17 protein-coding genes and 2 tRNA genes are annotated in these 19,599 nt (G+C 62.0%); 11 read left to right on the top strand and 8 right to left on the bottom strand.

Translation table 11 applies throughout. From position 1 onward, the window contains the following. Positions 1-123 precede the first annotated feature (123 nt). Both rpoD and dnaG read right to left on the bottom strand, forming a co-directional pair. Positions 124-2,277 carry an RNA polymerase sigma factor RpoD gene (gene rpoD / locus ACS3WA_RS11765; RefSeq protein ID WP_438278692.1) on the bottom strand — a complete coding sequence of 718 codons (2,154 nt, stop codon included), beginning with the start codon at positions 2,275-2,277 and terminating at the stop codon, positions 124-126. A 625-nt stretch (positions 2,278-2,902) separates the two neighbouring features. Further along, positions 2,903-4,804, bottom strand: a complete 1,902-nt coding sequence (gene dnaG, locus ACS3WA_RS11760; protein ID WP_438278691.1) for a DNA primase — start codon at positions 4,802-4,804, stop codon at positions 2,903-2,905. Between the two features lie 134 nt (positions 4,805-4,938). Between dnaG and ACS3WA_RS11755 the strand changes: the two genes are divergently transcribed. Next, positions 4,939-5,487 carry a chlorite dismutase family protein gene (locus tag ACS3WA_RS11755; protein WP_438278690.1) on the top strand — a complete coding sequence of 183 codons (549 nt, stop codon included), beginning with the start codon at positions 4,939-4,941 and terminating at the stop codon, positions 5,485-5,487. Then, positions 5,484-6,284 carry an N-formylglutamate amidohydrolase gene (locus tag ACS3WA_RS11750; protein WP_438278689.1) on the top strand — a complete coding sequence of 267 codons (801 nt, stop codon included), beginning with the start codon at positions 5,484-5,486 and terminating at the stop codon, positions 6,282-6,284. The genes ACS3WA_RS11755 and ACS3WA_RS11750 overlap by 4 nt, the downstream gene beginning before the upstream one ends. A 142-nt stretch (positions 6,285-6,426) precedes the next feature. Here the strand turns inward: ACS3WA_RS11750 and ACS3WA_RS11745 are convergent, their stop codons facing one another. Next, positions 6,427-6,591: a DUF3309 family protein gene (locus ACS3WA_RS11745; protein WP_292612426.1), complete on the bottom strand. Its 165-nt coding sequence runs from the start codon at positions 6,589-6,591 to the stop codon at positions 6,427-6,429. Positions 6,592-6,995: 404 nt separating this feature from the next. Further along, on the bottom strand, positions 6,996-7,451 hold the full coding sequence (locus ACS3WA_RS11740) for a GatB/YqeY domain-containing protein (protein WP_438278688.1): 456 nt from the start codon (positions 7,449-7,451) through the stop codon (positions 6,996-6,998). Positions 7,452-7,742: 291 nt separating this feature from the next. Here ACS3WA_RS11740 and carA point away from each other — a divergent pair, with 291 nt between their 5' ends. After that, a complete protein-coding gene (gene carA, locus ACS3WA_RS11735) occupies positions 7,743-8,933 on the top strand; it encodes a glutamine-hydrolyzing carbamoyl-phosphate synthase small subunit (protein ID WP_438278687.1) in 1,191 nt (396 codons plus the stop codon). 30 nt (positions 8,934-8,963) lie between these two features. Here carA and ACS3WA_RS11730 read toward each other — a convergent pair whose 3' ends face one another. Continuing rightward, a complete protein-coding gene (locus ACS3WA_RS11730) occupies positions 8,964-9,500 on the bottom strand; it encodes a Dps family protein (protein WP_438278686.1) in 537 nt (178 codons plus the stop codon). A gap of 170 nt (positions 9,501-9,670) precedes the next feature. Here ACS3WA_RS11730 and ACS3WA_RS11725 point away from each other — a divergent pair, with 170 nt between their 5' ends. Next, a complete protein-coding gene (locus ACS3WA_RS11725) occupies positions 9,671-10,435 on the top strand; it encodes a class I SAM-dependent methyltransferase (RefSeq protein WP_438278685.1) in 765 nt (254 codons plus the stop codon). A 67-nt stretch (positions 10,436-10,502) separates the two neighbouring features. Here ACS3WA_RS11725 and ACS3WA_RS11720 read toward each other — a convergent pair whose 3' ends face one another. Together ACS3WA_RS11720 and ACS3WA_RS11715 are read right to left on the bottom strand one after the other, a co-directional pair. Then, positions 10,503-10,763: a GCG_CRPN prefix-to-repeats domain-containing protein gene (locus ACS3WA_RS11720; protein WP_438278684.1), complete on the bottom strand. Its 261-nt coding sequence runs from the start codon at positions 10,761-10,763 to the stop codon at positions 10,503-10,505. A gap of 276 nt (positions 10,764-11,039) precedes the next feature. Beyond that, positions 11,040-11,113, bottom strand: a tRNA-Gly gene (locus ACS3WA_RS11715). Between the two features lie 105 nt (positions 11,114-11,218). Here ACS3WA_RS11715 and ACS3WA_RS11710 point away from each other — a divergent pair. The 5 genes from ACS3WA_RS11710 to ACS3WA_RS11690 all read left to right on the top strand — a co-directional run bounded on the left by ACS3WA_RS11710 (position 11,219) and on the right by ACS3WA_RS11690 (position 16,694). Then, positions 11,219-11,292 (top strand) — tRNA-OTHER (locus ACS3WA_RS11710). A 205-nt stretch (positions 11,293-11,497) separates the two neighbouring features. Further along, on the top strand, positions 11,498-14,962 hold the full coding sequence (gene carB, locus ACS3WA_RS11705; RefSeq protein WP_438278683.1) for a carbamoyl-phosphate synthase large subunit: 3,465 nt from the start codon (positions 11,498-11,500) through the stop codon (positions 14,960-14,962). A gap of 376 nt (positions 14,963-15,338) precedes the next feature. After that, on the top strand, positions 15,339-15,815 hold the full coding sequence (gene greA, locus ACS3WA_RS11700) for a transcription elongation factor GreA (RefSeq protein ID WP_438278682.1): 477 nt from the start codon (positions 15,339-15,341) through the stop codon (positions 15,813-15,815). A 115-nt stretch (positions 15,816-15,930) separates the two neighbouring features. Further along, positions 15,931-16,152, top strand: a complete 222-nt coding sequence (locus ACS3WA_RS11695; RefSeq protein WP_438278681.1) for a hypothetical protein — start codon at positions 15,931-15,933, stop codon at positions 16,150-16,152. Positions 16,153-16,295: 143 nt separating this feature from the next. Next, entirely contained in the window at positions 16,296-16,694 is a 399-nt protein-coding gene (locus tag ACS3WA_RS11690; RefSeq protein WP_438278680.1) for a DoxX family protein, read from the top strand. 80 nt (positions 16,695-16,774) lie between these two features. On the opposite strand, the gene ACS3WA_RS11685 is transcribed toward ACS3WA_RS11690, so the two are convergent. Beyond that, complete coding sequence (locus ACS3WA_RS11685; protein ID WP_438278679.1) at positions 16,775-17,254, bottom strand: Lrp/AsnC family transcriptional regulator; 480 nt, start codon at positions 17,252-17,254, stop codon at positions 16,775-16,777. A gap of 351 nt (positions 17,255-17,605) precedes the next feature. Between ACS3WA_RS11685 and trxB the strand changes: the two genes are divergently transcribed. Both trxB and ACS3WA_RS11675 read left to right on the top strand, forming a co-directional pair. Beyond that, positions 17,606-18,571, top strand: coding sequence for a thioredoxin-disulfide reductase (trxB, locus tag ACS3WA_RS11680; protein ID WP_438278678.1), 966 nt, complete (start codon positions 17,606-17,608; stop codon positions 18,569-18,571). 2 nt (positions 18,572-18,573) lie between these two features. After that, a complete protein-coding gene (locus ACS3WA_RS11675) occupies positions 18,574-19,497 on the top strand; it encodes a LysR family transcriptional regulator (protein WP_438278677.1) in 924 nt (307 codons plus the stop codon). Positions 19,498-19,599 lie beyond the last annotated feature (102 nt).

The raw sequence follows: 19,599 nt of genomic DNA, 5'->3' as shown, positions 1-19,599 counted from the left end.
CAACGGGTCGATCGCTGCCCATTGCGCATCGCTTAGCCAAAACTCATTCGCCATCGTCAAGCTCCGTGCAGAGCTTGAATCTGATTTGCTTCCTAACTTCAATACTCTGATCAGGTTTGGAGCCTAGTTGTCGAGGAAGCTGCGCAGCTTGCGCGAACGCGAGGGATGCTTGAGCTTCCGCAGCGCCTTCGCCTCGATCTGGCGGATGCGTTCGCGGGTGACGCTGAACTGCTGGCCGACCTCCTCCAGCGTGTGGTCGGTGTTCATGCCGATGCCGAAGCGCATGCGCAGCACCCGCTCCTCGCGCGGCGTCAGCGAGGCGAGCACGCGCGTCGTGGTTTCGCGAAGATTGCTCTGGATCGCGGCGTCGATGGGGAGCACCGCGTTCTTGTCCTCGATGAAGTCGCCGAGGTGTGAATCCTCCTCGTCACCCACCGGCGTCTCCAGCGACAGCGGCTCCTTGGCGATCTTGAGAACCTTGCGCACCTTCTCAAGCGGCATGCCGAGCTTCTCGGCGAGTTCCTCCGGCGTCGGCTCGCGGCCGATCTCGTTGAGCATCTGGCGCGAGGTGCGCACGATCTTGTTGATGGTCTCGATCATGTGCACCGGAATGCGGATGGTGCGCGCCTGATCCGCGATGGAACGCGTAATCGCCTGCCGGATCCACCACGTTGCATAGGTCGAGAACTTGTAGCCGCGGCGATATTCGAACTTGTCGACCGCCTTCATCAATCCAATATTGCCTTCCTGAATCAGGTCGAGGAACTGCAGGCCGCGGTTGGTGTATTTCTTGGCGATGGAGATGACGAGGCGCAGGTTCGCCTCCACCATTTCCTTCTTGGCCTGGCGCGCCTCGCGCTCGCCCTTCTGCACGCTGTGCACGATCTTGCGGAATTCGCCGATCTCAAGCCCGGTCAGCGCCGCGAGTTGCTGGATCTCGCCACGCAGCTCCTTGATGCGGTCCTTCTCGTGATGAACGAAATTCTTCCAGCCCTTGGCCGAGAGTTTCGAGACGCGGTTGAGCCAGCGCGGATCAAGTTCCGAGCCCTGATAATTGCGCAGGAAATCCTCGCGCGCCACGCCGTGACTGTCGCCGAGCCGCAGCAGACGACCTTCGAACGAGACCAGCCTCTTGTTGATGTCGTAGAGTTGCTCGACGAGGGAATCGATGCGCGCCTGATTGAGACGCAGCGACTTCACCTCGACGACGATCTCGTCCTTCAGCTTCCTGTAGCGACGCTCCTGGTTGGGCGAGAGCGATTCATTCTGAAGCTGATTGGAGATGTCCGCTTCCTGCAGGCGGCGCAGCTTCTTGTAGTTCTCGGCGATCTTGTCAAAGGTTTCGACCACCTTCGGCTTCAGCTCGGCCTCGATGGCGGCGAGCGACATCTGGTTGTCGAAGTCGTCCTCCTCCATATCGCCTTCGGCGGCGGCCTCGCCCGGGTCCTTCTCGTCGCGCTCACCAGCCCCGCCCGGCGCGCCACGCGCGGGACGGAACGGGGTCGGTGAAGGCGGCGCGGCGGGGGGTGCGGCCACGGTGGCGTCAACATCGCCCTCGCCGGATGCCGCAGCGGCGTCCGCCGGCAGCGGCTGGCCGTCCGGGCCGACCGGCGCGCCAAGCAGCGACGGGTTCATGTTGTTCTTGGCGTCGGGTCCGGCATAGGTCGCCTCGAGATCGATGATGTCGCGCAGGAAGATCTTTCCCTCGTTGAGTTCGTCGCGCCAGATGATGATGGCCTGGAAGGTCAGCGGGCTTTCGCACAGCCCCGCGATCATCGCCTCGCGGCCGGCCTCGATGCGCTTGGCGATGGCGATCTCGCCCTCGCGCGACAACAGTTCGACGGTGCCCATCTCGCGCAGGTACATCCGCACGGGATCGTCGGTGCGTTCGCCGGGCTCCGACTTCTTGACCTCGGTGACGGCCTTCTGCGTGACCTCGACGAGTTCGTTGTCGGTCTCGTCGTCGCCCTCTTCCTTGTTCTCCTCTTCGCTGTCGGCATCCTCGGACTCGGACACGTTGATACCCATGTCGGAGAGCATCGACATGATGTCCTCGATCTGCTCCGGCGAGGTGGTGTCGGAAGGCAGCACTTCATTGAGCTGGTCGAAAGTGACGAAGCCGCGCTTCTTGGCTTGCTTGATCATCTTCTTGACGGCCGCGTCGGACAGGTCGAGCAACGGCGACGGCGCGTCGGCAGTATCCTTCTCGGGAGCGTCCGCTGCCTTGTCGTCCTTTTCCTTGTCCTTGACCTGCAGCGTTTTTGCCTTGCTCGCCATTCACAGCTCCTGAAACGCACTCAATCGGGAAGTCGCCCGCTTCCCCGTGAAATCCGCGCCGCGCCCGGCGCTTTCGATGTGCGCCGCTCCCGGACGCACAAAGGGCGGCGCAATCTCTCGCCACCCCGTCAACCCTCTCGCCGAATGATCGTACTCGCGTTGGACTACGTGTCGGATGACCTAACCTGTCAGGCCTTGACTTTCCATTAACCCTGTTTCTGCCGCCAAACCATGGATTTGGCGAGTCTTTTCGCGGTTCCGGGCGCCGCCGTCCCGCCTCAATCGTGTTTCGGACGCCCCAAGACCCGGATCGCCCGGTTCCCCATTCGGGCGCGTCGACGGCCGCCGGCGCACCCCTTATCCCGACAGGGTTTTGGCGTGCTGCCGTAGCCTGCGGTAATTCCCTAAGTAATGAGCGCGACTTACGATGCAAGCCGTCCGGCCGGTCTCGGGAGGTGAAACATCGCGGCGCAACTCCGATTTGGCCTCCGACACCCGAACGGTCGTCGGGCGGCGAGCCCGCCCCCTGCATTCGCAACATTTCCACACTCCGGTTCCCGCTCTGCCTTCTGCCCCTTCGCTCGGGCGAAAGTCGCCACGATTCGCCGCCGGAGGCAGCACGTGCTCATGCGGCCAGATGCATCGTCCCGCTTTGGGGCGCCCAGATGCGGATGATGTCTTCCGCCCACTCCGATAAAGCTACTCCCTCGGCGCTGATGCTCTCCTGTTCGGAATGACGCTCCCGAACCAGATTCAGCAGGCGCTCGACGGCGGATTCGTCTCCCTGCCCGGCGTCGAGCCTGGCTCTCTGGATGTCGTCTTCTATCTCATGCGCATGCAGGATCTTGATGAAGTGATCCATGCATCCGGAAACAAAATCGGACGGCGGGTCGCGGCTCAAAATCGGAAAGCGGTCGAACAGCCGATGCCCGCGCGGCTTTCCGTCGCCCGCTTCTCCGTGGACGGCTTGCAGCGTTTCGTAGAATTCGCCGTCGAGTTTGTCCCAGATCACCGAGACCGACAATTTTGCCTCGGTCAGAAGCAACTGAAGGAGTTGCGTCAGAAAACGATCGAGGTCCTCGGCGAATTGCAGACGCAGGACGGAGTCCCGCTTGTCCTCAAGCAGGTCAGGATATTCGACGAGCATCCCGAGGACGGCCTTTTGCAGCCCCGAACGTTGTCCTTCGCCGTCAAACTTCAGTTTCGGATTTAATCGAGTGGTGGTCTCCCTGGTCTTTCGGGTCGTACCCCGGTTGACCTGCCAGAACAGGTTGGCGAGCTGCATCCGGGCGGTTCGGAAAAACGCGGTGTTGACGGCCGGGTCCTGAATCGTGCGCACCAGCGCATAGAGTTTCTGTTCCAGCGCGGCCTGTTTGTCAGGAGTCCGGACATCCTGACCGTCGGTCTCGCGCTGCCAGAGCACATCCCACAACGGCAGGGAGCCGGACAGAACGCTTCGGAATGCCTCGACACCCTTTTCCCGGATCAGGTCGTCGGGGTCTTTCTGTTCGTCCATGAACACGAAGCGGAACGTCTTGCCGACGCGAAGCAAGGGCAGGATGCGGTCGACGGATCGATACGCGGCCGCGACGCCCGCGCGATCGGAATCGAAGCAGACGACAGGCTCGGGAGACAATCGCCACAGCGTGGCGATCTGGTCTTCCGTGAACGCGGTCCCCATGGTGGCGACGACAGCCTTGATCCCCGCTTGATAGACCGCGATCGCATCCATGTAGCCTTCCACCGCGACGACCGAATTGGCCTCATGCGCCGGCTGGCGCGCGCGGTGAAAATTGAAAACGATCGAGCCTTTGTGAAAGATCGAGGTTTCCGGCGAGTTCAGATATTTGGGCTGCACGTCCTTCTTGAGCGCGCGGCCGCCGAATCCGACGACGCGGCCGCGCTGGTCATGGATCGGAATGATGATCCGGTCGCGGAAACGATCGTAAGGAACGGGGATGTCGTCGCCGGCGATCAACAGCCCGGCCTCGATCATGTCTGCGACCGGGACGCCCTTTGATCCCAGATATTCCTTTAACGCGAAGCGTTCCGCGAGCGCGTAACCGATGCGAAATTCGACGATGCTGGACGGAGCGATCGCACGGTCCGACAGGTAGCCGCGCGCCTGCGCGCCCGCTCGCGAAGCAAGATTCTGCTCGAAATACCGGGCCGCAAGCTCCATCACCTCGAACAGGGATTTCTGCCGCTGCTCGCGCTGCTCGTCTTCCCGTGAGTTGCGCGGAAGCGGAAGCCCCGCCATCGACGCCAGCCGCTCGACTGCCTCGGGAAAGGAAACGCCTTCGGTTTCCATCACGAAGTCGAAGATGTTGCCGTGCTTGCCGGTGGAGAAGTCGTGGTAGAATTGTTTCTGATCGTTCACCGTGAACGACGGTGTCTTTTCCTGCTGGAACGGCGACAGACCCTTGAATTCGCGCCCTGCACGCTTCAGCTTCACGCGCCGGCCCACGACTTCCGAAACCGGAAGACGCGCCTTGACCTCATCAATAAAGCTGGGCGGGAAACGCATACGCCGTCTCACTCAATCTCGGCGACGGGTATAACTGCCTGCCGCCGCCCGGGCGAATCAGCTAGGCACTTTTAGTATTGTACCATATCTGTTCTTACCAATATCCCCAGCTATCCACAGACACACGGAGTGAAATGAAGTTCACACTCTTCACCGGCGGCAACACCGGCGCCTGGGATATCCTGTCGATTGCTTCCGTCACCGGCGAAAGCCTCTTACCGGCGTCTCATCTGGCGATCGCGCCGAGCGCATCGTTGGGTGACGCATCGGCGGCACCATGGCAGTTACGCGGGGTCACCAGCCACTTGCGCTATGTCGAACGCGCCGAAAAAAATGCGCTGAGTTCGGCGCAGGCGGGGCTGGGACGCGCCGAGGCGACACACGCGGCGCTGATCCCTATCAGGAAGTCGACCGCATGGTGGGAACTGACGCAGGAAGAACGGCGGAAAATCTTCGAGGACAAGTCGCACCATATCGCCGCCAGCCTCAAATACCTGCCCGCTATCGCGCGGCAACTCTATCACTGCCGCGATCTCGGCGAGCCCTTCGATTTCCTGACCTGGTTCGAATACGCGCCGGAACACGCGGCGATGTTCGAAGACCTCGTCGGGGTTCTGCGCAGGACCGACGAATGGACGTATGTGGAGCGCGAGGTGGATATTCGATTGGCGCGCGCGGCATGACAGCCCTTGATGCGCAGCCAGCACTTAAGGCCCTCGCCGAACCGCCCGTCATCGAGCGCAACGTCTCCGGCGCTTCACCCTTTCTTTTGACATGCGACCATTACGGCCGCCTGATTCCGGAGGCGCTCGGTGATCTCGGCCTCCCGGAAAGCGAACTGACGCGGCATATCGCCTGGGATATCGGGATTGCCGGCGTCGCCGAACGGGTTTCATCGGCGCTGGATGCCCATCTGATCGCGCAGCACTACTCACGGCTGGTGATCGACTGCAACCGGCCGCCGGATGCCGCAAGCTCGATTCCGGCAATCAGCGAGGCCACGGTCGTTCCGGGCAATCAAGGCATTTCGCCAGCCGATGCCGCCGCGCGGCGACGCGCGATCTTCGAGCCCTATCATCGGCGGATCGCTGAAGCGATCGATGCCCGGCTGGCGCAGGGCCGCCCCACGGTGCTGGTGTCGCTACACAGCTTCACGCCGGTCTATGCCGCGGTGGCGCGGCCCTGGCATGTCGGCACGCTCTATCACCGCAGTCCGGTGCTGCCGCGTCTGTTGCTGTCGCTGCTGCGCGCCGAAGGCGATCTTGTCGTCGGGGACAACGAACCTTATGCGGTAAGCGACCTCACCGACCATACCATCCCCGTGCATGGCGAGGCGCGCGGCTTGATGAATACCGGCATCGAGATCAGGCAGGATTTGATTGCCGATGAAACCGGACAGGCGCAGTGGGCGAAGCGATTGACGCGGCTGCTCCGCGAGATCGAGACGACGCTGATCGCGCCGCAATCCTCCTGCGCTTGAGATCCCTGATGATTGACTCCGGTGACGCCCGCACCGGCTATCGGAGGGCTGGCGGCGAAGCAATCCGGGTGAGTTCGTTGATGGATTGCTTCGCCCGTAATGACGTTTCGATCTAACTTGTTTTCAGTTCAGCCAACTCCAGCTAAATGCGTCCCATCAGGAGAAGGATGATCAGGATAATGATCACCAATCCGAGACCGCCGCCACCATAATAGCCGGTGCCGTAAAACGGCCCGCCGCCGATGCCGCTGAAGCCGCCGAGCAGCGCAATAATAAGAATGATCAGGATGATCGTGCCGATGCTCATGGTCGTTCCTCGCTCAGGATCAGTGATGCATGAGAAGTGCGATGAGAATGATCAGCGGAATCGGAATCCCGATCAGCCAAAGAAGAAGTCCGCGTCCAAAGCCCATGTTTTCGCCTCCTGTTTGATGAGGCGACAACGCGATGCGCGACGCGTCGTTCCCGAATAGGAACTGAACTATTTCTCCGCGGCCGGCGGAACCAAATCAGTCGCGCGTGCGCAACTCGCGGCACGACACCTTGCTGTCGCGGTCACGGCAGACTGTTATCGCGCGCAATCATCCCGTGATCATCGATGGGCGCAATCGTGTCCGGGGCGCGGTGTGGCATTCTAATTAGGACGGCCCCCGATCAGCGGCGCATCACATCGCGGGCACAACGCGCCGCGTCCGGGGCGCGCATAAGGATTTACCCCGTCAGCGCGGCCTTCACCACGCCGCTGGCCTTGCCGAAATCCATCTGCCCCGCATATTTGGCCTTCAGCGCGCCGATCACCTTGCCCATGTCCTTGATGCCGGCCGCTCCGGTCTCGGCAATGGTGGCGGCGACGGCGGACTTCATATCGTCATCCGACATCTGCCTCGGCAGATAGCCGGAGATCACAAGAATTTCGGCACGCTCCTGCGCCGCCAGTTCCTCGCGGCCACCTTTCTCATAGAGCTCGACCGATTCCTGGCGCTGCTTGATCATCTTCTGCAGAAGGCCGAGCAGATCGCCGTCCGACAGCGGTGGCTTGCCCTGGCCGCGCGCCTCGATGTCGGCGTTCTTGATGGTGGAGTTGACCATCCGCAGGGTGGACAGCTTGCGCTCGTCCTTGGCCTTCATCGCCTCCTTGACGGCGTTGTTGATGTCGTCGCGCAGCATCGGAAAGTCTCCCCATAGTGGTCCAATTCTAACATTTGCATCCCGTTGCAGCAGAGTTCTCGCAAATGTTAGAATTAAAAGGACCACTAGCAGTTATTAGGTTTCTAGTGGAGTTAGAATTTGACATTCGCTTGCTGAGTTTGCCGCAAAGTGGGGTAGCGAATGTCAAATTCACTCCACTAGCGGCATGGAACGCCGCCGAATTCATCGCAAAGTCTGATGTAAGCCGCGGCGGCGCGAGAGACAACCGGAGTTTGACGCGGTGCGGTAGCCGGGCTATGTCATGCGCTCATGACCACATCGGAAAACGCTTCAGCCTGGCCGGACCTCAAACCGACCGCGCTTCTCGTGCTGGCCGACGGCACCGTGCTCGAAGGCTTCGGTCTCGGCGCGGAGGGTCAGGCGGTTGGCGAAGTCTGCTTCAACACCGCGATGACCGGATACGAGGAAATCCTCACCGATCCTTCCTATGCTGGACAACTCATCACCTTCACCTTCCCGCACATCGGCAATGTCGGCGCCAACGACGAAGACATCGAGACGGTTAACATGGCGGCAACGCCGGGGGTGCGCGGCGTCATCCTGCGCAGCGCCATCACCTCGCCGTCGAACTATCGCGCCTCCAGGCATCTCGACGCCTGGCTGAAAGCGCGCGGCATCATCGGCATCGCGGGCATCGATACCCGCGCGCTGACCGCGATGATCCGCACCAGGGGCATGCCCAACGCGGTGGTCGCGCACGCGAGGGACGGCAAGTTCGACCTGCACGGATTGAAGGAAGAAGCGCGCGAGTGGCCGGGGCTGGAGGGCATGGACCTCGTGCCGATGGTGACGGCGAGCCAGCGCTACACCTGGGACGAAACGCCGTGGGCCTGGGGCAAGGGATTCGACCGGCAGGACAAGCCGGAATTCAATGTCGTCGCCGTCGATTACGGTATCAAGCGCAACATCCTGCGCCTGCTCGCCGGCGAAGGCTGCAAGATCACGGTGGTGCCGGCGACCACGTCGGCAGACGACATCCTGGCCATGAAACCGGACGGTGTGTTCCTCTCAAACGGCCCCGGCGATCCGGCCGAGACCGGCAAGTACGCCGTGCCGACGATCCGCAAGGTAATCGAGTCGGGAACGCCGACCTTCGGCATCTGCCTGGGCCACCAGATGCTCGGCCTCGCGGTCGGCGCAAAAACCAGGAAGATGCATCAGGGTCACCACGGCGCCAATCATCCGGTCAGGGACGAGACCACCGGCAAGGTGGAGATCACCTCGATGAATCACGGTTTCGCCGTCGACGAGGCGACGCTGCCGAAGGGCGCGAAGCAGACCCACGTCTCGCTGTTCGACGGCTCCAATTGCGGCCTCGAACTCGAGGGCAAGCCGGTGTTCTCCGTCCAGTATCACCCCGAGGCTTCGCCGGGTCCGCGCGACTCGCACTATCTTTTCAGGCGCTTCGCCGACCTGATGCGGGCAAACAAGCGGGTCTGACCGCACGGCACAACCACGAACCCTTGCTTGTCAGGCCTCGTTGCTGCCTTCCTGACGGCTCGCCTCGAACAAGAACCAGGTCCGTCGTTCGGTCGCGTCGATGAAGTTTTCGAGCAGGCTCGCTGTCGCGACGTCCTCGTATTTGTCGCAAATATCATGGGCCTTGCGCATCGCCGCGACCACCTTCTTGTTATCGTTCATCAGTTCGCGCAGCATCTCGCGCGGCGGGACGTAACTCTCGTCGTTGTCTTCGAGAGTCTGCAGCTTGGCGACCTGACCGATCGAGCGCAGCGTAGTGCCGCCGATCTTGCGAACCCGCTCGGCGATCTCGTCAGTGGTGCCGAAAATCTGCTCCGATTGCTCGTCGAGCAGGAGGTGATAATCGCGGAAGTGCCGGCCGCTGACATGCCAGTGGAAATTCTTGGTCTTGAGATAGAGCGCGAAGGTATCGGCCAGGATCGTGTTCATGGCGGCGGAGATCTTATCGACGCCCTCCTGCGAAAGATCGGTCGGCGTATCGAGTTCGGGGTTTACTTTCCGCAAGGTAGAACTTTTGGCTTGGGTCATGATGCACCCTCCTGTTATGAAAAGCGGATGAATTGGGATTTCCGGCGCGGAAGCGGCGAGACCGGAAAACCGCTCCAGACCCTCCTAACGCGCTATTCTGCGACAAGTTCTAACGTGTGAGTCCGCGGAGGGTTCCGAACGCGGAACAGGAAGATTGGCTCAGACCGTCCATGGATGACTGGATCGACTACTACGATTCCACGCACACGATTTACGTCAGCAGACTGCACCGCGACGTCCATTTCCAGACGATCGCCCGGGATATCGTCGGCTACATCTCGTCGAAGGACTCCGTGGTCCTTGATTATGCCTGCGGCGAAGCACTCTCAGCGGAAACGGTGGCTGATGCCTGCGGCCGGCTCATCCTCGCGGAGCCCGCGCCAGGCGTTCGCGGCCGGCTGGTTGCACGGTTCGCGCCCAATACAAAAATCCGTGTTCGCGCGCTCGAGGACCTCCGACACATGGACGACAAGTCGGTCGACCTGGCGGTGATGAACTCGGTCATACAATACATGACGCCTGACGAATTCGATGCCGCGATCACGACAATTCGCCGGCTGCTCAAGCCGGCCGGCCGTCTGGTGCTGGGCGACGTCCTGCAGCCCAACGTAGGAATGGCGGGCGATGTGACCGCGCTGCTCCGCTTCGCGGCGAAGCACGGCTTCGTGAAGGACGCGGTGCTGGGACTGGTTCGCACGGCCCTGTCCGATTATCGGCAACTCCGCACCCGCATCGGGCTGCAACGCTACAGCGAGGCCGATATGCTCGCCTGGCTCATCGCCGCCGGATTCACGGCGACCCGTGCGCCGGCGAATATCGGCCATAACCCGTCGCGCATGACGTTTGTGGCGCGTCACGCCTTCGAGCGCAGCCGCAACGCCGGGGCGCCAGGAGCCGGCGCACCAAACAAAAGCATCGAGACCGATTCGACGTGACGCGCGGCCGATCGCAGCTTCGGACCGGCCTGCGCACTCGCGTCTGAAGCCCGCGGGCTCGTCCCTATTACCAGCGGCGCCAGTGGCGATGATGCCAGTAATGCGGACGCCAGTGGTGGAACCGCGGCGGGCCATAGTATCCCCAGGCACCATAGAACCGCCTGCTGGGCACGCAGCGTCCCCAGCCGTTGATGTGCCAGCCCGGTCCGCAGCGCCAGCCGACTTGCGTGACGGGACCGGTCGTGTCGTGCAGCGGCGCGACAGGCATCGCTTGCGCTGAGGCCATGCCGAGGCCGACGGCGAAAGCGATAGAAGCCAAGAGTTTCATGTTGCTTGTCTCCTTGTACTCGGAAAGCAGAATTTCACCGCAGTGCCGCTGAATGTGCGATGAAGGGCGCTGTCGGATTTTCGCCTCAATGCAAGCCATCGCGCTTCCGCGTTCCCCGCGCGGCTCATCCGACCGACAAACTTTTCTGCTATGGGAGAGCGAAACCTTCGCGGATCGTCCGCACGATCAACGAAATCGAATGGTTTGCTGGGCGCATTCCAGCGACGCGAGACATCACGACGGCCGAAATGACAAGGATCGCTGGCGTATTTGTGATGGAGCGGATTCGATGAATTGAACACCGGTCTGCGACCTGGAAAGCCGCTGCTTTGCCACTAAGCTAAATCCGCACGACGCAAGGATAGCACATCGCGGCCCCTCGTGCGCCGAGGTTGCAATTAACGTTACAATGAGCAATCGCTCGACCCGGCGGAAATATCTGCAAATATACCCGCGGCCCGGTGGCGGAAGTCGACGCGGGAGCTGTGCAAAGCTTTTTATCCTGGTTCAAGTCCAGGCTGGGCCTCCAACTTCCTTGAACTTCTTCCCTCGGCGGATCGGCCGCCGCGCGCCGAAATCGGCTCAAATTGCCGGTTGATGAAGTACTTATAGTTCTTCCCCGCCCCCCAAATCTGGTCTAAAGACACCGCGCGCGCGAAGATCGCGCTCTTAATCCAAGGGACGCGCGGCTGCGCGCCCTTTTTTTGTGCCCAGTTTTTCGTTTCCAGGACTTAATGCCTAAACGCACCGACATATCCACCGTCCTCATCATCGGCGCCGGGCCGATCGTCATCGGCCAGGCCTGCGAATTCGACTATTCCGGCACCCAGGCGGTCAAGGCGCTGAAAGAGGAGGGTTACCGGGTCGTCCTGGTCAACTCCAATCCGGCGACGATCATGACCGATCCCGAACTCGCCGACGCCACCTATATCGAGCCCATCACTCCGGACATCGTCGCCAGGATCATCGAAAAGGAACGCCATGTCGTTCCCGGCGGCTTCGCGCTACTGCCGACCATGGGCGGCCAGACCGCGCTGAACTGCGCGCTGTCGCTGCGCAGGCTGGGCACGCTCGACCAGTTCGATGTGGAGATGATCGGCGCCACCGCGGATGCCATCGACAAGGCGGAAGACCGGCAGCTTTTCCGCGAGGCCATGACCAGGATCGGTCTCGAGACCCCGAAATCGCGGCTGGCCAATGCCTCCGCGATGAAAAAGGCCGACCGCGACCGCCACCTCGCCGAGAAGGAAAAGCTCTCCGGCGATGCGCTCGCCGAGTTCGAACGGCAATGGAGGCTCGGCGAGAACGAGCGGCGCAAGCGCTACCAGCAGCAGGCGATGGCGGAAGCGCTGATGGCGCTGTCGGAGATCGGCCTGCCCGCGATCATCCGCCCCTCCTTCACCATGGGCGGCACCGGCGGCGGCATCGCCTACACCCGCGACGAATTCCTCGACATCATCGAGCGCGGCCTGGATGCCTCCCCGACCAACGAGGTGCTGATCGAGGAGAGCGTGCTCGGCTGGAAAGAGTACGAGATGGAGGTGGTCCGCGACAAGAAGGACAACTGCATCATCGTCTGCTCGATCGAAAACCTCGATCCGATGGGCGTGCACACCGGCGACTCCATCACGGTGGCGCCGGCGCTGACGCTGACCGACAAGGAATACCAGATCATGCGCGACGCCTCGCTGGCGGTGCTGCGCGAGATCGGCGTCGAGACCGGCGGCTCCAACGTGCAGTTCGGCGTCGACCCAGCCGACGGCCGCATGGTCGTGATCGAAATGAACCCGCGGGTGTCGCGATCCTCGGCGCTCGCATCAAAGGCGACCGGCTTCCCGATTGCCAAGGTCGCGGCGAAACTTGCGGTCGGCTACACGCTGGACGAGATCGCCAACGACATCACCGGCGGCGCGACTCCGGCCTCGTTCGAGCCCAGCATCGATTACGTCGTCACCAAGATCCCGCGCTTCGCTTTCGAAAAATTTCCCGGTGCCTCGACCACGCTGACCACCTCGATGAAGTCGGTCGGCGAAGTGATGGCGATCGGCCGCACCTTTCAGGAGTCCTTGCAAAAGGCGCTGCGCGGGCTGGAGACCGGCCTCACCGGGCTTGACGAAATCGACATCGAGGGCCTCGGCCAGGGCGACGACAAGAACGCGATCCGCGCCGCGCTCGGCACGCCGACCCCCAACCGGCTGCTGCAGGTCGCGCAGGCGATGAGGCTCGGCTGGAGCGACGAGGACATCTTCACGTCCTGCAAGATCGATCCGTGGTTCCTCGCCGAACTGCGCGGCATCGTGGATATGGAGAACAAGGTCCGCGCCGACGGCCTGCCGGGCAACGCCTTCGGCATGCGCACGCTTAAAGGCATGGGTTTCTCAGACGCGCGTCTCGCGGTGCTTGCAGGCAAGACCGAGACGGAGGTCAAGACCCTCCGCCGCACGCTCGGCGTGCGCCCGGCCTACAAGCGCATCGACACCTGCGCCGCGGAATTCGCCTCGCCGACAGCGTATATGTACTCGACCTACGAGTCGCCGTTCGCAGGCCACGTCGCCGACGAAAGCGCGCCGTCAGACAAGACGAAGGTCGTGATCCTCGGCGGCGGACCCAACCGCATCGGCCAGGGCATCGAGTTCGACTACTGCTGCTGCCATGCCTGCTTCGCGCTGTCGGACGCGGGCTATGAGACCATCATGGTCAACTGCAACCCCGAAACGGTGTCGACCGACTACGACACCGCGGACCGGCTCTACTTCGAGCCGCTGACCGCCGAGGACGTGCTGGAGATCATCGACACCGAACGGCAGAACGGAACGCTGCACGGCGTGATCGTGCAGTTCGGCGGCCAGACGCCGCTGAAATTGGCGCGCTCGCTGGAGGCGGCCGATGTGCCGATCCTCGGCACTTCGCCCGAAGCCATCGATCTCGCGGAAGACCGCGACCGCTTCAAGCGCATCCTCGACCGGCTGAAACTGAAGCAGCCGAAAAACGGCATCGCCTATTCGGTGGAGCAGGCGCGGCTGGTGGCGGCCGATCTCGGCCTGCCGCTGGTGGTGCGTCCCTCCTATGTGCTGGGCGGCCGCGCCATGCAGATCATCCGCGAGGACAGCCAGCTTGGCGACTACCTGCTCGGCACCCTGCCCGAGCTTGTGCCCGCCGACGTCAAGGCGCGCTATCCGAACGACAAGACCGGCCAGATCAACACGGTGCTCGGCACCAACCCGCTGCTGTTCGACCGCTACCTCTCCGATGCCACCGAGATCGACGTCGATTGCCTCTGCGACGGCAAGGACACTTACGTCGTCGGCATCATGGAGCATATCGAGGAAGCCGGCATCCACTCCGGCGACTCGGCCTGCTCGTTGCCGCCGCGCTCGCTCGATGCGGCCACCATCACCGAGCTGGAGCGGCAGACCCGCGAACTCGCGCTCGGTCTCGACGTCATCGGCCTGATGAACGTGCAATACGCCATCAAGGATGGCGAGATCTACGTGCTCGAAGTGAACCCCCGCGCCTCGCGCACGGTGCCGTTCGTCGCCAAGGTGGTCGGCCTTCCCGTCGCCAAGATCGCGGCGCGGATCATGGCCGGCGAGAAATTGGCCTCCTTCAGGCTCAAGCCGCAAAAGCTCGGCCATGTCGGCGTCAAGGAATCGGTCTTCCCCTTCGCGCGCTTCCCCGGCGTCGATACGGTGCTCGGCCCGGAAATGAAATCGACCGGCGAGGTGATGGGCATCGACCGCTCGTTCGAGATCGCTTTTGCCAAGAGCCAGCTCGGCAGCGGCACGCGTCTGCCGCGCAAGGGCACCGTATTCGTCTCGGTCCGCGAGACCGACAAGGTGCGTATCCTCGAGACAGTGAAGCTGTTGTCCTCGATGGGTTTCAGGGTGATGGCGACATCGGGGACGCAACGCTATTTGTCCGACAGCGGCGTTCCGGCCGAGAAGATCAACAAGGTTCTGGAGGGCCGGCCGCACATCGTCGACGCCATCACCAATGGCGAGGTGCAACTGGTATTCAACACGACCGAGGGACCGCAGGCGCTCGCCGACAGCCGTTCGCTGCGGCGCGCTGCCCTCTTGCATAAAGTGCCGTATTACACCACTCTTTCAGGCGCCGTGGCGGCTGCGCAGGGCATCCGCGCCTATCTGGGCGGAGACCTTGAGGTTCGTACCTTGCAGAGCTATTTTTCCGAGACTTAAGCGCGTATTCCGCAAAAGCGAATACCGGGTTTGCGACCAGAATGCGCGCAAGTCATTGATTGAGAGCATTTTCTTAGGATCAGCTGTATCCTGAAATGCTCCAGAGGCTGAATCGGACTGATCGGCCCGACGGGTTCCAGGAGCCTTGGCGGAGCCGGAACGTGACGGCTGCGGGAATGTTTTCTAACGCAGGTCGGCCGTAAACAGCTAGTGTGGTGGTTCAGAAGTTCGCTTCGTTGCCTCGCGAGTTCGTCAAGCGAACTTCTGAACCAAACCCCAGACTAGAGTTGCTGATGCGGATTTGCAGCCGGGTCCGGACCGGGAAGCAACTTCGCGTGACGCCTCAGGCCGCTGATGAAGCGAAGGACGAAGTGAGATGGTCGATAAGGTTCCGATGACCCGAGGCGGACACGCCGCCCTCGCAGACGAACTGAAGAAGCGCCAGTCGGTGGACCGGCCGCGCATCATCGAGCAGATCTCCGAGGCGCGTTCGCATGGCGACCTGTCGGAAAACGCGGAGTATCACGCCGCCAAGGAAGAACAGTCGCACAACGAGGGCCGCATCGCCGAGCTCGAGGACAAGCTGGCGCGCGCCGACATCATCGACGTCAGCAAGCTGTCCGGCGACACCATCAAGTTCGGCGCCACCGTGACGCTGATCGACGAGGACACCGACAAGAAGGCGGTGTGGCAGATCGTCGGCGAAGCCGAAGCCGACGCCAAGAAGGGACGCATCTCGATCACCTCTCCGCTTGCGCGTGCCCTGATCGGCAAGAAGAAGGGCTCCTCGGTCGAAGTCGTCGCGCCCGGCGGCGCAAAAGCCTACGAGATCGCCAAGGTCGAGTGGCGATAGCGGAGGTCTCTCCGCCGTCGCCAATCGCGATGCCTTGACGTGATTTTATCTCTCAGCTTCCACAGAACAGGATGAAAGCGGCATGCGGCTTTCCCGTCTAGGCCTTGCGACGGCGATGACGGCTGCGCTCATCGCCGGAGCCGCCCTCGCCGCCGATATGGAGATTCCGCCGCCGCCGGTAACAAAGGACATTTCGGTGCAGAAAGGCCCGCCCAATTGCAGCCGATGGACCGACGACTGCGTCAGTTGCGCACGCGACGCCAGCGGCGCGGCGGCAGTTTGCTCGAATACCGGTTTTTCGTGCCAGCCTAAAACCGTCCGTTGCGTGCAGCCTTGACCTCTTGCCGGGACGTAATGACGCAGAATTCGCCGGTATCTGCGTGTTCCAAATCTGGAACCATCCGGCGGCCCGAACGTTCGTTTTGAGCGCTGCGGGGGAACTTAAAGCTTCGTGGCGAAAGAATATGGGAAAGACCTGACATGGACCAAATGTTCTCCAAATGGCAGCCGACCGTCCTCAGCCTGCTTCGTTTCGTGAGCGGACTCATGCTCATGCAGCACGGCACCGCCAAGCTCCTCGGCTTCCCGCCGCTACCGATGTTCGCCAATCTGCAAATCGGCTCAATGGTTGGGGTGGCGGGAATCATCGAACTGGTCGGCGGCGGGCTGCTGGTGATCGGGTTGTTTACGCGTGCGGCGGCCTTCATCGCCTCGGGCATGACGGCGGTTGCCTATTTCATGGTTCATGCGCCACAGAACTTCATGCCGATCGTCAATGGCGGCGAACTGGCAGCGCTGTATTGCTTCGTGTTCTTCTATCTGGTGTTTGCCGGTGGCGGTCCGATCAGCCTCGACAAGATGATCTTCAACAAAAGCTGAAGCACGCAAAACGAAGCGCCGCTGAAAGCCGTGCCCCGGCTTGCGCCGGGCATGTGCGTGTCGACGCGCGCTTTGCAGCCTCAGCCCGGTACCTTCAGTTCCAGCGGCACCGCCGCGGCGTATTTGGAGCTATGCAGGACCAGCGAGGTTCGCACGTTGCGCACATGCGGCGCAGCGGTGAGATGCGACACGAAGTCCTGAAATGTCGCCATGTCGGGCGCCACGCATTTCAGGATGAAATCGACCTCGCCCGACAACATCCAGCACTCGCGCACCAGCGGCTCGCCGCGCACGAATTCCTCGAACGCGCGCAGGTCGGCGTCCGCCTGACTCGACAGGTGCACCGAGGCGAACACCGTCACCTCGAAACCGAGCCGTTGCGGATCGAGCAATCCCCGGTAGCCCTGGATGTAGCCCTCTTCCTCTAGCGTCCGGACCCGCCGCAGACACGGCGGCGGCGAAATGCCGACCCGCCTGGCCAGTTCGACATTGGTGATCCGGCCGTCGGCCTGAATTTCGCTCAGGATCTTAAGGTCGATCTCGTCCAGACTTTTCGACACGCGCGTTCAAACCCCAAGCTCGCCAGAGTCTGCGTTGAATCAGACTCGTCGCTTATCTTTTTGTTTGAGCATGATCTTTTCCGAAAACCGGTTTCCATTTTTCGGGATCATGCTCGAAACGGAAAGAATCTCCAGTAAACCTCTTAACGTAGATTGGGGAGCATGCGCAATTTTATTGCGCGGCACACGGTTTTGCATTTAGAGGGAATTTTCGCAGAAACGGGTTGCAAATTCCGCATAGCTAGCCAGATATCCAATATATGAACTAGATGTTTTTCCCGCCTCCCGCCACCTGGCCTGGGCGCCTCGCTGCCCGCGCCCGACCGGCTTCTCGCCATGGGGTCCCGATCCATGCCTGCTCCCGTCCACGCCAAGGTTGTCATCATCGGCTCTGGCCCGGCAGGTTATACGGCGGCAATCTATGCCGCGCGCGCCATGCTGGAGCCCGTGCTGATCCAGGGGATCCAGCCGGGCGGCCAGCTCACCATTACGACCGACGTCGAAAACTATCCCGGCTTCGCGGACGTGATCCAGGGTCCGTGGCTGATGGAGCAGATGGAGAAGCAGGCGACGCATGTCGGCACGAAGATCGTCACCGATACGGTGAATTCACTCGATGTGTCGCAGCGGCCGTTCCGGCTGACCTGCGATAGCGGCGACGTCTACCTGGCCGAGACCGTGATCCTCGCCACCGGCGCGCAGGCGCGCTGGCTCGGATTGCCGTCCGAAGACGCCTTCAAGGGATTTGGCGTCTCGGCCTGCGCCACCTGCGATGGCTTCTTCTACCGCGGCAAGAACGTCATCGTGGTCGGCGGCGGCAATACCGCCGTCGAGGAAGCGCTGTTTCTGACCAACTTCGCCGCGCAGGTCACCCTCGTTCATCGCCGCGATCACTTCCGCGCCGAACGGATCCTGCAGGATCGCGCGTTCAAGCACCCCAAGATCAAGGTGGTCTGGGACAGCGTGCTCGACGAGATCTGCGGCGCGGAGAATCCGCCGAAGGTCACCCACGTCCGGCTGAAGAACGTCAAGACCGGCGCGCTCACCGAGATCGCGGCCGACGGCGTGTTCATCGCGATCGGCCACGCGCCCGCCACCGAACTCGTGGCCGGAAAGGTCAAACTGAAAAGCTCGGGCTATGTCGAAGTTGCACCGAACTCGACCGCAACGTCAGTGCCCGGCCTGTTCGCGGCCGGCGATGTTGCGGACGAAGTTTACCGGCAGGCAGTCACGGCCGCGGGCCTTGGCTGCATGGCCGCATTGGAAGCCGAACGGTTTCTCGCCGCACATGCGAGCGACCGCGCGGCAGCGGAGTAACGATGCTACGGAATCGCGACGGTTTTACCGACATGGATTGGGACAAGCTCAAGGTGTTTCACGCAGCCGCCGAGGCTGGCAGCTTCACGCATGCCGGCGAACAACTCGGGCTGTCGCAGTCCGCCGTATCGCGGCAGGTCGGCGCGCTGGAGCAGGAACTCTCAGTGTCGCTGTTTCATCGCCATGCGCGGGGGCTGATCCTGACCGAACAGGGCGACCTGCTGTTTCGCACCGCGCACGAAGTCTTCATGCAGTTGCAGGCGGCGCGCGCCAAGCTCACCGACAGCCGCGAGCGGCCAAGCGGCGATCTCAAGGTGACGACGACGCCAGGCTTCGGCATCAACTGGCTGATTCCCCGGCTTGGCGAATTCAACGCGCTCTATCCGGAAATCCGGATCTCGCTGATTCTTACCGATGAAGAGCTCGATCTGTCGATGCGCGAGGCCGACATCGCGATCCGCACGCAGAAGCCGACCCAGCCCGATCTCATTCAGCGCAAGCTGTTTGCGATGGGTTTCCACGCCTACTGCTCAACGGAATACGTCAAGCGCTTCGGCACTCCCCGGACACTGGAGGAACTCGACGGACATCGTATCGTCCTGCTTACCGAGACGCACCCATCGGTGCATCCCCAGAATCGCAACTGGCTGGTCCAGGCCGGCCGCAACGGCTCCGGACCGCGCGAGCCGTACTTCATTGTCAATAACATACTGGGCTTGTTCAGCGCCTGTCAGCAAGGCCTCGGCATCGCCGCGCTGCCGGACTATCTGGTCGGTGAGAACAACCTTCTGGTGCAGTTGTTCAGCGAATCCGATTCGATTCAGCTCGATACCTATTTCGTCTATCCCGAAGAACTGAAGTCGGTCGCGCGAGTTCAGGCATTCCGCGATTTCGTGGTCAGCAAGGCGCAGCGCTGGCCCTCGTAATCCGCCGCCCCACCGATTCCTGTAGGGTTTCCGGGCGAAGCATGTCCGCGGGCTTGACCCGGGGATGGCATCCGGTTCGCGTTACTCGTACCGGGTGCAAAG

The sequence above is a fragment of the Nitrobacter sp. genome (assembly GCF_051535235.1).
Taxonomy (GTDB): Bacteria; Pseudomonadota; Alphaproteobacteria; order Rhizobiales; family Xanthobacteraceae; genus Nitrobacter.
This window is presented reverse-complemented; position numbering and strand designations above follow the sequence as displayed.